General features: G+C 63.7%; 9 protein-coding genes. 5 read left to right on the top strand and 4 right to left on the bottom strand.

Features of this window, described 5'->3' with window-relative positions:
- Positions 1 to 7 precede the first annotated feature (7 nt).
- Both ACGYLI_RS00620 and ACGYLI_RS00615 read left to right on the top strand, forming a co-directional pair.
- Complete coding sequence (locus tag ACGYLI_RS00620) at positions 8 to 1,441, top strand: NAD(P)(+) transhydrogenase (Re/Si-specific) subunit beta (protein ID WP_394416314.1); 1,434 nt, start codon at positions 8 to 10, stop codon at positions 1,439 to 1,441.
- 210 nt (positions 1,442 to 1,651) lie between these two features.
- Positions 1,652 to 2,920, top strand: a complete 1,269-nt coding sequence (locus ACGYLI_RS00615) for a DUF3422 family protein (RefSeq protein WP_394416311.1) — start codon at positions 1,652 to 1,654, stop codon at positions 2,918 to 2,920.
- On the opposite strand, the gene ACGYLI_RS00610 is transcribed toward ACGYLI_RS00615, so the two are convergent.
- The 4 genes from ACGYLI_RS00610 to ACGYLI_RS00595 form a co-directional block, all read right to left on the bottom strand.
- Positions 2,856 to 3,929 (bottom strand): YeeE/YedE family protein, encoded by a 1,074-nt coding sequence (locus tag ACGYLI_RS00610; protein ID WP_394416309.1) that lies wholly within the window; start codon positions 3,927 to 3,929, stop codon positions 2,856 to 2,858. The two genes, ACGYLI_RS00615 and ACGYLI_RS00610, sit on opposite strands and share 65 nt — an antisense overlap.
- A gap of 208 nt (positions 3,930 to 4,137) precedes the next feature.
- The gene (locus ACGYLI_RS00605; RefSeq protein WP_271693412.1) at positions 4,138 to 5,136 is read right to left on the bottom strand and encodes an ABC transporter permease; all 999 of its coding nucleotides are present in this window, start codon (positions 5,134 to 5,136) and stop codon (positions 4,138 to 4,140) included.
- A complete protein-coding gene (locus ACGYLI_RS00600; protein ID WP_394416307.1) occupies positions 5,129 to 6,166 on the bottom strand; it encodes an ABC transporter permease in 1,038 nt (345 codons plus the stop codon). The genes ACGYLI_RS00605 and ACGYLI_RS00600 overlap by 8 nt, the downstream gene beginning before the upstream one ends.
- Before the next feature lie 120 nt (positions 6,167 to 6,286).
- A complete protein-coding gene (locus tag ACGYLI_RS00595) occupies positions 6,287 to 8,008 on the bottom strand; it encodes a peptide ABC transporter substrate-binding protein (protein WP_168612027.1) in 1,722 nt (573 codons plus the stop codon).
- A 313-nt stretch (positions 8,009 to 8,321) separates the two neighbouring features.
- Here ACGYLI_RS00595 and ACGYLI_RS00590 point away from each other — a divergent pair, with 313 nt between their 5' ends.
- The 3 genes from ACGYLI_RS00590 (at position 8,322) to ACGYLI_RS00580 (ending at position 12,770) form a co-directional block, all read left to right on the top strand.
- On the top strand, positions 8,322 to 10,154 hold the full coding sequence (locus ACGYLI_RS00590; protein WP_394416305.1) for a dipeptide ABC transporter ATP-binding protein: 1,833 nt from the start codon (positions 8,322 to 8,324) through the stop codon (positions 10,152 to 10,154).
- A gap of 10 nt (positions 10,155 to 10,164) precedes the next feature.
- On the top strand, positions 10,165 to 11,328 hold the full coding sequence (gene argE, locus ACGYLI_RS00585; protein ID WP_394416303.1) for an acetylornithine deacetylase: 1,164 nt from the start codon (positions 10,165 to 10,167) through the stop codon (positions 11,326 to 11,328).
- 95 nt (positions 11,329 to 11,423) lie between these two features.
- Positions 11,424 to 12,770, top strand: coding sequence for an NAD(P)/FAD-dependent oxidoreductase (locus ACGYLI_RS00580; protein WP_394416301.1), 1,347 nt, complete (start codon positions 11,424 to 11,426; stop codon positions 12,768 to 12,770).
- Positions 12,771 to 12,781 lie beyond the last annotated feature (11 nt).

Below are 12,781 nucleotides of genomic sequence, written 5' to 3'. Positions count from 1 at the left end.
GAGCATCATGGAATACGGATTCACGACAGCGGCCTATGTGGTCGCAGCGGTTCTCTTCATCCTGTCGCTCGGCGGTCTGTCGGGGCAGGAAAGCGCGAAGCGCGCGGTATGGTACGGCATTGCAGGCATGGCGCTGGCGGTCATCGCCACGCTGATCGGGCCGGGGGCGGGGCTGTGGCTCCTCTCGCTGATCCTGATCGCCGCGGGCGGCGCCATCGGCTACCAACTGGCCACCCGCGTGCAGATGACGCAGATGCCCGAGCTGGTCGCGGCGATGCACAGCCTCGTGGGCCTCGCCGCCGTCTTCGTGGGCTACAACGCCCATATCGAACTGGGCAACGTGCTGGCGATGGACGATGTGGCGCGCAAGGCGACCGAGGGCTTTGCCGCGCTGCTGGCCAAGAAGGACAGCGTCGAGATTGCGATCCTGCGGGTTGAGCTGTTTCTCGGCGTCTTCATCGGTGCGGTCACCTTCACCGGCTCCGTCATCGCCTATGGCAAGCTCGCGGGTCGCGTCAGCTCTGCGGCGACGAAACTGCCGGGCGGTCACCTGCTCAATGCCGGTGCCGCGCTGATCTCGCTTCTGTGCCTGATCTGGTACTTCAACACCGGGGGCTTCCTGCCGCTGTTTGTCATGACGCTAGCGGCGCTGTTCATCGGGTATCACCTAATCATGGGGATCGGCGGCGCTGACATGCCGGTGGTTGTCTCCATGCTGAACAGCTACTCCGGCTGGGCCGCAGCGGCGATTGGCTTCTCGCTCGGGAACGATCTTCTGATCGTGGTCGGCGCACTGGTCGGCTCCTCGGGTGCGATCCTCAGCTACATCATGTGCAAGGCGATGAACCGCTCGTTCATCAGCGTCATCCTCGGCGGCTTCGGCGGCACCTCGGGCCCCGCGATGGAGGTCGAGGGTGAGCAGGTGGCGATCGAGGCCGACGGTGTCGCACAGGCGCTCAATGAGGCCGACAGTGTCATCATCATCCCCGGCTACGGCATGGCGGTGGCGCAGGCGCAGGGTGCTGTCAGCGATCTGGTCAAGAAGCTGCGCGCCAAGGGCAAGAACGTGCGTTTCGCCATCCACCCGGTGGCGGGCCGTCTGCCCGGGCACATGAACGTGCTTCTGGCCGAGGCCAAGGTGCCCTATGACATCGTGATGGAAATGGACGAGATCAACGACGATTTCCCGGATACGGATGTGGCCATCGTCATCGGCTCCAACGACATCGTGAACCCCGCGGCACAGGAAGACCCCAACAGCCCCATCGCCGGTATGCCAGTGCTGGAATGCTGGAAGGCCAAGACTGTCTTCGTCTCCAAGCGCGGGCAGGGCACGGGCTATTCGGGCATCGAGAACCCGCTGTTCTTCAAGGACAACACGCGGATGTTCTACGGTGACGCGAAGGCTAGCCTCGACAAGTTGCTGCCGCTGATCGACTAACGTTTTCTTTTAAAGAAAACGGCTGGGAATTTTTGAAAAATTCCCGGCCCACCCCATGAGCGCCCCGCCGGAAACGGTGGGGCGTTTGCCGTTATGGCCTTGCGGTATACTTCGGTATGCATCAACCCTCTGAAAAGACGTGATTTTTCACTGTTCATCGGCGGCAATGACGCTATTCTTGACGGGATACACCCAACAGCGGACCCCGTCATGGCCCCGATCAAAGACCACCCGCAGCGGCTTGCCCTTACCGGCGAAATGCACGCGCGCCCGTTTCCGCAGCTTGCCGCGCCCTCTCGGGTTGCCTTTCTCGCGGTGAAACCTGCGCCCGATGCCGTGCCGCAGGCCGAGTTAAACGCGCTGCTGGCCCATTACGGCGCCCCGCGCGCCGATGCGGCGGCCACGCATTATTACGGAGAGATGGGCCGCTTCACCCTGAAATGGGAGCAGCATACCGAGTTCGTCACCTATACGGTCATCGCCCCCTCAGGCCGGAGCCTACCTTTCGCCGCCACGGATTTCGACGCCTTCCCAGAGGATTGGCTGGCCGAAGTGCAGGGGGAGCGGATCACCTCGGCCCTGCTTGCGGTGCTGCCGAAGCCGGAAGCCGACGATGAGATCGCGGCGCATTTGCAGGACTGGTTCGTGCCCGAAAGCCTCGCCGCGGCAGAGGTGCTGGACGGGGCGGCGGTGGTGGCCAGCGACTTTCGGATTGATCCCGCAGGCCATCTGCGCCTCGCGCTCTTCACCGATGCGACGACCGGCCAGCGGCGGATTGGGCGGATCGTGCAGCGGCTCTGCGAGATCGAGACCTATAAGGCGATGTCGATGCTGGGGTTCATGCAGGCGCGCGATATGGCCGGGGCGCTGAACGATCTGGACGGGCAGCTATCGACGCTCATGGGGGCGATGCGCAGCGGGGCGGGTACGGCGGCTGAGGAAACGCTGCACGCGCTCTTGGACGTGTCGATCGCACTGGAGGCGCTGACGGCAGAGACCGCCTATCGTTTCGCCGCCACGGGGGCCTATGAGGCCATCGTCTATGAACGCATCTCAGCCCTGCGTGAGGCGCGTTTTCTGGGGCGGCAGGGCTTTGGCGAGTTCATGATGCGCCGCTATGCGCCCGCGATGCGCACGGTGAAATCGACCGAGACGCGCTTGCAGACCCTCGCCGCGCGGGCACTGCGGGCAGCGGATCTTTTGCGGACGCGGGTGGATGTGGAACGCTCGGCCCAGAACCAAGCGATCCTTGCCAGTATGGACCGCCGCGCCGATCTACAACTGCGCCTGCAACACACCGTAGAGGGGCTGTCGGTCGTGGCGATCAGCTATTACGCGGTGTCGCTGGCGGGCTATCTGCTCTACCCGCTTGCTGCGCCACTGGGGGGCAGCAAGGGGCTGCTGACCGCCGCTGTCACTCTGCCGGTTGTGCTTGGCGTGTGGTGGACGCTGCGCCGTCTGCGGCGGAAGATCGGTTGAGCAGCGCCTGCATGGCCAAGCCGCCCAAAGCGATCATCACGATGGCCTCGATGGCTGCGACCGAAAGCGTCGGCACGCCGGAGAGCCCCGCGCCCAAGGTGCAGCCCCCGGCCAACACGCCGCCCACGCCCATCATGGCAGCCCCGGTCAGGTAGCGCCCGGTCTGGCGGGGGGCGTCAAAGCTCTGCCACCGGAACTCCCGCGCGAAAAGGCTGGCGATCAGCGCACCGACAAAGACGCCGCCCAATAGCCCGGTGCCGAAGCCTGCGGGGATCGAACTGCTGGCGATGGTCCAGAACAGCGTATCGGCGGAGGGGGAGGTGAAGCTGAGGCTCTCCATCGCGATCGGGTCGAATTCATCGAACAGGATGAACCCGGTGCCCACCCATGCGGCGGGGACCAAGAGACCGATCAGCGCCGCCATCGCCAGTTGCCCCGGACGGTTGCCCGAGCGCAGCGCATAGGCCAGCGCCGCCACCGCGATCACACCGGCCCAGAGCAGCGCACCGCCGGGCAGGGCGGCGAGGCTCACGTTCTCTCCCATATTCACGGTGACGGAGCCGAGCGCCACGCGCAGCGGTGCTAAGACGCCTTTCAGCGTCGCATGGGCCACCACGGCAAAGACCAGCACCACCAGCGCCGCACGCAGGTTGCCGCCCCCTGTCAGCACTGTGAGGCGCGAGATGCAGCCGCGTGTCAGCACCATGCCCGCGCCAAAGAGCAGCCCGCCCAGGGCAATCGCCAAAAGCGGCACGTCGCTGGCCATGAAGCGATGCGCGTCAAAATTGATCCATCCGGCGGCCACGGCGGCCTGCGTGCCGATCACGGCCAGCGCCAGTGCGGTCAGCCAGATGCCAAGCGCTTGGCGTCGATCTTCGCCCACGAGGCTGCGGCGAAAGCAAAACCGCGTGCGCTGCGCCAGCACGCCGAACGCCAGCCCGATGAGGGCCGCCAGCAGAACGGACGCCTCTTTTGCTGTCGTCTCTTCAAAGCCGAAAGACTCAAACATCGCGAAAACCCTCGAAAGCGGAATTATTTCCCATTTGGAGCGGGCGCGGGTCACAATCAAGTGAAAGCGCACAGGGCTGATCTTCAGAGGGGTGAATTAAATTCCGTATTGATGGGAAAAGGGGCGACGCTGTTCACCCTGCGTCAAGGGGCGTGAAACAATCGGCCCCTGCCACAAGGGGGCAGGGGCCGGTCGGTTCTTATTTTGCTCAGCGTCCGCGAATGCGCGGGTCGAGCGCGTCGCGCAGACCGTCGCCGAGGTAGTTCACCGCCAGCACCGTCAGCGAGATGGCGATGCCCGGCAGCATCACCCGCTCAGGGAACTCCTGCATCCGGTCCACGGCATCGGCCAGTTGCTTGCCCCATGTGGGGAAGTCCGACGGGAAGCCGACGCCAAGGAAGCTCAGCGCGCTTTCGGTGATGATTGCCGTGGCGAGGCCCAAGGTCGCCGAGACCATGATGGGCGAGATCACGTTGGGCAGCAGGTGGCGGCGGATGATCTTGCCCGGGGTGGTGCCGATGGAGCGCGCGGCGAGGATGAATTCACGCTCTTTCAGCGCCAGAATGTCGCCGCGCACAATCCGCGCCGTCTGCATCCATGAGGTCAGGCTGATGACCGAGACGATGAGGATGAACATGCCGCCCTCCGGCCCGAACTGCGCCCGCAGCGGTTGGCCAAAGAGCGTCACGGCGAGCAGGACCAGAGGCAGGATCGGCAGGCTGAGGATCAGGTCGGTGAACCGCATCAGCCAGAAATCCATACGCTTGAAAAAGCCCGAGAGCACGCCGACGGCGGTGCCGATGATCAACGCCAGCGCCATCGCCATCCAGCCGACGGCCATCGACACCCGCCCGCCAAAGAGCATCTGCGCAAGGATGTCGCGGCCCAGCTGGTCGGTGCCGAAGGGATGGGCCCAGCCCGCCTTCGCATCGCCGTTCCAGAGCAGCGTATAGATCGGCCGCCAGTTCTTGTTACGGATGTCCAGCTTCTTGGCGTCGATGTCCCACAGATAGGGGCCAAAGATCACCGCCAGCGTGATGAAGATCAGGAAACCTCCGCCAAAAAGCGCGCCTTTGTGCTTGCGGAACTGGTCCCAAACATCGCGCCATTGGCTGCGCGGCGGTTTTTGCGGGCCCTTGTCTTGCAGGGCCTTCATGAACTCGAGGTCGGCTTCGACCGGGCTTGCGGGAATGGGTTGCTCAGTCATAACGGATCCTTGGGTCAAGCAGGCCGTAGAGGATATCTGCGATCAGGTTGAACAGCACGATCAGCACCGCGAAGATGAAGGTTAGGGTCATCACCATCGGCAGGTCGTTGGCGCGTAGCGCGGTCAGCAGCAGTTGGCCGATGCCGTTCACCTTAAAGACGTTCTCGGTGATGATGGCGCCGCCAAAGATCGCGGGCATGCCAAGCGCGATGACGGTGACCACCGGGATCATCGAGTTGCGCAGCACATGGACCATGACCACGACGCTTTCCTTCAGACCCTTGGCGCGGGCGGTGCGCACGTAGTCTTGATTGAGGTTGTCGAGCATGGCACCGCGCATGTAGCGGCTGATCTGCGCCGTGGTTTGCAGCGCCAGCACCATCACCGGCATGATCATCTGGAAGAACTGCACCTTGAAGCTCTCCCAATCGTTCACGACATGGGTCGTGTCATAGATCGACGGCAGCCAGCCCAGAGAGACCGAGAAGATTACGATGAGCAGCGGACCGGTGAAGAAGGGCGGGATCGAAAAGCCGATCATGGTAATGAACGTCCCGGCCTGATCGAAGACCGAATAGTGACGGTAGGCCGAGTAGATGCCGATCGGGATCGCGATGACGATGCCGACGATATAGGCCAGCCCCACGACCCAAAGGGTCTGTGGCATGCGCTGGATCACGATGTCCATCACCGGCGAACGGGTCTGCCAAGAGATCACGCGCAGCTTGCCTTCGGAAAGCGCCGTATCGGGCAGCCAGCTAAACAGGGCGGAGCGGTTGGTCAGATAGTCGATGAAGACCTGCGGCTCGATCCAAAAGACCTGCACGAGCCATTTCCAATATTGGATATAGATCGGCTGGCCGAGGCCGAGCGCTTCGCGCATCTTCTCTTTTACCTCGGGCGGGACCGTCAGCGGCACTTGGGCCATCGGGTCGCCGGGGGCGAGTTGCAGCAGCAGGAAAATCACCAGGCTGATAAACAAAAGCGTCGGGATCGACAAAAGAAGTCGTCGGATGGTGAAGGTCAACATGGGCGTCGCCTTTGTAGGTCAGTCTGTGAGGGGGTGGGGGCGAGACGGGGGCGCGCGGATGACGCACTCCCCCGAAGGTCGGTGAAGGGAGGCGCGGGCCTGCCGCGCCTCCGTCCTAGATCACTCTTCCATGCGGTACCAATCGGCGGCATTCCACAGTTCGGAGTCCCATGTGTTCAGAACAACGCCACCAAGGGTGTTGGAAGCAGCCGAGACGCGGCCACGGTCCACCAGCGGCAGGATCGAGTAGCTGTCTTTGGTCAGCATGTCGTTCAGCTTTTTGGCCAGTTCGCCACGCTTTTCCATTTCGCCGGTGCGGCCCAGTTCGGCCACCATCGCATCATACTCTTCGTTGCAGAAGCGGTTGATGTTCTCACCCTGCCACTGTGTTTCCGGGCTTGGGAACTTGGCGCAGGTCCGCTGGGCAAGGTAGCTCTGCGGGTCGGTGCCGTCGAAGTTGTTGGCGTACATTTCAACGTCTGCATAGAAACGCTGGAACGTGTCGGTCGAACCGGGGTCGCCACCGAAGAAGACCGAAGAGTCGATGTTGCGCAATTCGGTTTCGACACCGATCTGGCTCCACCAATCTTTGATCAGCGCTTGGAAGTCCTGACGCACGGCGTTGGTCGAGGTCTGGTAAAGGAGCGACAGTTTCTCGCCGTCCTTCTCACGCACACCGTCGCCATCGCTGTCAACCCAGCCCGCTTCGTCCAACAGCGCCTTGGCGCCTTCGATGTCTTGGGTCAGACAGTCGGTGTTGTCAGAGGCGTAAAGCTCAGGCGCAGGCACCATGTTGCAGGTGGCGCGGCCCGCTTGGCCGTAGCCGACCTCGACCAGCAGTTCGCGGTCGATCGCCATGGAGAGCGCCCGGCGGACTTTCTCATCGCTCAGGATCGGGTGCGGGTGTTTGGCCGTGGCGCGCTCACCCTCCGGCAGATCGGGGGAGGCATCGGTCATGTTCAGTTCAAGACGCTCAACCAGCGTGCCGAAAGCCGACATGGGCTTGCCTTTGCCGCCTTCGGCCATCTTGGCGATGACATCGGGGGCCAGTTGCAGGTTCCAGGCGTAGTCGAACTCACCCGTTTCCATCACGGCACGGCCCGCCGCTGTCGCGTCACCGCCGCCTTTGAAGGTCAGCGTGGCGAAGGCAGGCTTGCTCGGGTCGCGGTAGTTCTCGTTCGCGGCCATGGTGATCACGTCGTTCGGGCGGAACTCGGTGACGGTGAAGGGGCCGGTGCCGATGGGGTTGAAGTTGGCCTCGGTGCACTCAGGCGCTTTGGCGCCGGTACAATCGGCAAACTGTGCCGCCTGAATGATCGGGGATTGGCCGCCCATGAAGGGGCCGTAGGGGTTCGGCATCGGCTCGGAGAAGGTAACTTTGACTGTCTGGTCATCGACCACGTCGACCGAGGAGACACCTTCGAATTTGGCCAGCTGCGCACAGCCGCCTTCGGGGTTCATGCAGTAATCGGCGGTGAACTTGACGTCATTGGCGGTGACGGGGGTGCCGTCGGACCACATCAGCCCGTCTTTCAGCTTCCATGTGATGGTCTTGAGGTCTTCGCTCACGCCGCCGTTTTCCAGCGTCGGAATCTCGGTCGCCAGATAGGGCACCAGCGCGCCGTTCTGGTCGTAGCGGCCTAGCGGTTCGAGAACCAGCGAGGAGGCTTCGACGTCTTTTGTGCCGCTGGACAGATAGGGGTTCAGGATCGAAGGCGCCTGCCAATAGATGATTTTGACTTCGCCGTCGCGGCCCCGCTCGCCCTCATGGGCTTCGGCAAAGGCCATAGGGGCAAGCGCCGTCGATGCGACAGCCCCCATCAATAGGGTCTTCAATTTCATATCTTACTCCATGTTGGACACGTGGGCGTGCCGCTTATTGTCGACGGGATGTTCCCCGCCTTGTTGTTGTCGCCCCGGAAAGAACATGAGCTTCGCCAGCTAAACATAACAAAACAAGTAATATTCAACCTGTGCTCGAAGCGCTCTTTCCAAACCGCATGGGCTATATCGAAACAGGTTTGCCGGAAATTGCAAGGGCGGACGTGGCGCGATTATGACAAAGCCCGAACTCTGCGCGTCAGGTTTGACAGTCTCGTGACATTCGCCGTAGCGTCGGGCAAAATCTGCGCCAATAAAAACAACAGGGAAACAGATGCTGGATCACACCAATGGGGCGCCAATCGCCCAAATTCAGGGCCTGCGCGTCGAATTTCAAACCAAAGATGGCCCCGTGGTCGGTGTTGAGGATGTCAGTTTCGACATCAATCCCGGTGAGACGGTTTGCGTGGTCGGAGAATCAGGATCGGGCAAATCGGTGTCCTCCCTGTCGCTGATGCGACTGGTCGAGTATGGCGGCGGTGAAATTGCAGGCGGTCGCCTGCTTTTTGAGCGCGGTGAAGAAGGCCAAGTCGATCTCGCGGCCAGCGGCGGCAATCTGATGCGCAAGATTCGCGGCAATGAGATCGGCATGATCTTCCAAGAGCCGATGACCGCGCTGAACCCCGTGTTCACCATCGGCAAGCAGATGACCGAAGGTCTGCGCCTGCATCTGAACATGACCCGCAAAGAGGCCGAGGCCCGCGCGCTGGAGCTGATGAAACAGGTCCGCATCCCCGAGCCGGAGCGCCGCCTCAAGCAATACCCCCACGAACTTTCGGGCGGCATGCGCCAGCGTGTGGTGATCGCTATGGCGCTGGCCTGTGAGCCGCGTCTCTTGATCGCCGATGAGCCCACAACCGCGCTCGACGTGACCATTCAGGCCGAGATCCTCGCCCTGATGGATCGGCTGAAGCGCGAGACCGGGACGGCGGTGATGTTTATCACCCACGACATGGCCGTGGTGGCGCAGATGGCCGACCGCGTGGTCGTCATGTTCCGCGGCAAGAAGGTCGAAGAAGGCACCGTCGAGGAGATCTTCGAGAACCCGCAGCACCCCTATACCAAGGCGCTTCTGGCCGCGGTGCCGAAGCTCGGCGAGATGACGGGCAAGCCATACCCCGAGCCGATGAAACTGCTGGGCACGCCCGACAAGGAGATCGTGCCGATCAAGGGCCGCGAAGAAGTGCTTCTGTCGGTCAAGAACCTGACCACACGCTTCCCGGTGCAGGGCGGTTTCCTGCGCCGCACCGTCGCCAATGTTCATGCGGTCGAGGACCTGTCGTTCTCGCTCAACAAGGGCCAGACGCTCAGCCTCGTCGGCGAATCGGGCTGCGGCAAATCCACCGCAGGGCGCTCGATCCTGCGGCTGGTGGAGCCGATGTCGGGGGAGGTAAAGCTCGACGGCGTCGACATCATGTCGCTGGACCAATCGGCGCTGCGCACCGCGCGGCTCGACATGCAGATGATCTTCCAAGACCCCTTCGCCTCGCTCAACCCGCAGATGCAGTTGGCCGATCAGGTGGCCGAGCCGATCCACAACTTCGGCACCCTCAAGGGGGGGGAGATCAACAAGCGGATCGAGATGCTCTTCGACCGCGTGGAACTGCCGCGCAGCTTCATGCGCCGCTTCCCGCATGAGCTGTCGGGCGGCCAGCGCCAGCGCGTCGCCATCGCCCGCGCACTTGCGCTGAACCCCAAGCTGATCATCGCGGACGAAGCGGTCTCGGCGCTGGACGTTAGCGTGCAGGCGCAGGTGCTGAACCTGATGATGGAGCTTCAGGCCGAGATGGAACTGTCGTTTTTGTTCATCAGCCACGACATGGCCGTGGTCGAACGCGTGAGCCACTATGTCGGCGTCATGTATCTGGGCCGCATCGTCGAGATGGGCTCGCGTCAGCGGGTCTTCGAGAACCCGCAACACCCCTATACGCAGGCGCTGATGAAGGCCGTGCCGATCGCCGATCCGCGCCGCCGCAAGTCCGAGAAGGATTTGAACTTCAAGCCGATCCCCTCGCCAATCCACCCGGTCAGTTACCGGCCCGAACCTTCGGTCTACCGCGAGGTGGAGCCGGGGCACCATGTGCTGACCACCGACAGCGGCTATTGAAAGAAGACCCATGACCGAACGCCTGACCCCGCTCGAGTTGATGACCAAGCTCATCAGCTTTCCCACCGTGTCGCGCGACACCAATATCCCGCTGATCGACTGGGTGGCCGACTATCTCGCCTCCCATGGGATCGAGAGCCACCGCTACATCGACCCTGAACAGCCCAAACACGCGCTTTTTGCCCATGCGGGCCCGTGGGAGGAGGGGGCCGTGGTCCTTTCGGGGCACACGGACGTGGTGCCGGTCGACGGGCAGGCTTGGGACACCGACCCTTTCACCGTGACCGAGAAGGATGGCCGCTACTACGGGCGCGGCACCTGCGACATGAAGGGCTTCGACGCGCTGGCGATCTGGGCGCTGGTCGAGGCGCATTATGCAGAAGTCAATCGCCCCCTACAGATCGCACTCAGCTTCGATGAGGAGATCGGCTGCACCGGCGCGCCGCCGATGATCCAAGCGATGCAGGGCGTGGTGCCCAAGGGCTCGGCGGTGATCGTGGGCGAGCCCTCGACCATGCAGGCGGTGACCGGGCACAAGGGCGGCATCGGCTTCAACACCCATCTGGTGGGTTTCGAGGTGCATTCCTCGCTGCTGCACACCGGGGTCAACGCGATCATGGCGGGTGCGAAGCTTATCGAATGGGCCAATGACGTGAACAGCGACAACATGGCCGCCAAGCCGACCGAGATCGCGGCGATGTTCGACCCGCCCTTCACCACCGCCCATGTCGGCGTGATCGAGGGCGGCACGGCCCACAACATCACCGCCAAGGACTGCAAGTTCGCGATGGATTTCCGCGTCGTCCCCGGCGAGGACAAGGACAAATGGGGCACCGCCTACCTCAAGAAGGTGCGTGAGGTCGAAAAGCAGATGCAGGACGTGGTGCCCGAGACCTATATCGAGACCTCGACCCGTTTCGACGTGCCCGCCCTGCAGCCCGAGAAGGACGGCGAGGCCGAGCAGATCGTGCGCCAAATCACCGGCGACAACGCCAGCCACAAAGTGAGCTACGGCACCGAGGCCGGGCAGTTTCAGGAGGCGGGCTATTCCGCCGTGATCTGCGGCCCGGGCGATATCGCGCAGGCGCATCAGCCCAACGAGTTTATCGAGGTGGCGCAATTCGAGGCCGGCCACGACTTCATGCGCCGTCTGCTGACCCGCTTGCAGGGCTGAGCTTTCCCTGACAGACCTGTGGCTGGCCCCGCGCGGGGCCAGTCCTTTTCACGGCCGCCCGGTGCAGCCGCGCGGCGTCAGCCACCGGGGTCCGCATGTCCGCTTTTCCCATCACCCTCGCCACGCCCGCCAGCTATCCGCGCACCCCGCCGCGCGAGAGCGAGGTCGTCGTCATCGGCGGCGGGGTAATCGGCGTCTGTACCGCTTTGTTTCTGGCCCGGGCAGGCAAACAGGTCACGCTCTTGGAAAAGGGCCGCATCGCCGCGGAACAATCCAGCCGCAACTGGGGCTGGATACGCCAACAGGGGCGCGACTCAGACGAGTTGCCGATTATGGTCGAGGCCGCGCGGCTTTGGCGTGAACTGGCGCCTGAACTCGACCGCGACATCGGCTTGCAGCAGACCGGCGTCACCTATCTGGCGCAGACCGAGGCCAAGATGCAGGGCTATGCCGACTGGCTGCCGCATGCCAAGACCCATGGCGTCGACAGCCGGTTGATGGACGCGGGCGAAGTCGCCAAGGCTTTCCCGGGGCTGGCCGGGACTTATGCCGGGGCGCTCACCACCCCCTCGGACATGCGCGCAGAGCCTTGGGTCGCCGTGCCCGCCTTGGCGGCGCTGGCGGCGCGCGAGGGCGTGAAGATCATCGAGAATTGCGCGGTGCGGCGCCTTGACCTCGCCGCTGGTCGCGTGGCGGGCGTGGTGAGCGAGGCGGGCGCGATCCGCTGTTCCTCGGTCGTGCTGGCGGGCGGGGCGTGGTCGGCGCTGTTCCTGCGCGCCCATGGCGTCAGCCTGCCGCAGCTTTCGGTGCGCGAGAGCGTGCTGGCCACCAATGTGCTGCCCGAGGTTCACGCCGGGGCTGCCGCCGAGGCGGGTCTTGCCTTCCGCCGCCGCGCCGATGGTGGCTATACGCTGGCGCCCGGCGGGCGTCCCGATCTCTATGTCGGCCCCGATGCCTTTCGCGCCCTGCGGCACTACCTGCCGCAACTGCGCCAAAGCCCCTTCGGTCAGCGTCTGCGCGCCGCGGCCCCGCGCGGCTTTCCCGATGCGTGGCGCACGCCGCGCAACTGGGCGGCTGACGCGCACAGCCCCTTTGAGGCGATGCGCATCCTCGACCCCATGCCGGACCACCGCGCGCTGCGCCGGGCGCGCAAACGTTTTGCCGCGCTTTATCCCGATCTGCCGCCCATCATCGCCCGCGCCTCATGGGCCGGGATGATCGACACGATGCCGGATATCGTGCCGGTAGTGGACACCTGCGCGCAGATCCCCGGCCTTGTCATCGGCACCGGCATGTCGGGCCACGGCTTCGGCATCGGGCCGGCCATGGGGCGGGTGCTGGCGGCTCTGGTCATGGGCGACGCGCCGGGCCATGATCTGCGCAGATTCCGCGCCGACCGTTTCAGCGATGGCAGTGCCATCCGCCTTGGCCCGACGCTCTGAGCATATTTCGA

Source organism: Sulfitobacter sp. 1A13421 (genome assembly GCF_043557285.1).
Taxonomy (GTDB): Bacteria; Pseudomonadota; Alphaproteobacteria; order Rhodobacterales; family Rhodobacteraceae; genus Sulfitobacter; species Sulfitobacter faviae.
This window is presented reverse-complemented; position numbering and strand designations above follow the sequence as displayed.

Excerpts from the sequence above, each read along its gene's own strand:
- ACGYLI_RS00615 (WP_394416311.1), top strand. The coding sequence starts at position 1,652 with ATGGCCCCGATCAAAGACCACCCGCAGCGGCTTGCCCTTACCGGCGAA.
- ACGYLI_RS00610 (WP_394416309.1), bottom strand. The coding sequence starts at position 3,929 with ATGTTTGAGTCTTTCGGCTTTGAAGAGACGACAGCAAAAGAGGCGTCC.
- ACGYLI_RS00595 (WP_168612027.1), bottom strand. The coding sequence starts at position 8,008 with ATGAAATTGAAGACCCTATTGATGGGGGCTGTCGCATCGACGGCGCTT.
- ACGYLI_RS00620 (WP_394416314.1), top strand. The coding sequence starts at position 8 with ATGGAATACGGATTCACGACAGCGGCCTATGTGGTCGCAGCGGTTCTC.
- ACGYLI_RS00605 (WP_271693412.1), bottom strand. The coding sequence starts at position 5,136 with ATGACTGAGCAACCCATTCCCGCAAGCCCGGTCGAAGCCGACCTCGAG.
- ACGYLI_RS00600 (WP_394416307.1), bottom strand. The coding sequence starts at position 6,166 with ATGTTGACCTTCACCATCCGACGACTTCTTTTGTCGATCCCGACGCTT.
- ACGYLI_RS00580 (WP_394416301.1), top strand. The coding sequence starts at position 11,424 with ATGTCCGCTTTTCCCATCACCCTCGCCACGCCCGCCAGCTATCCGCGC.
- ACGYLI_RS00590 (WP_394416305.1), top strand. The coding sequence starts at position 8,322 with ATGCTGGATCACACCAATGGGGCGCCAATCGCCCAAATTCAGGGCCTG.
- argE (WP_394416303.1), top strand. The coding sequence starts at position 10,165 with ATGACCGAACGCCTGACCCCGCTCGAGTTGATGACCAAGCTCATCAGC.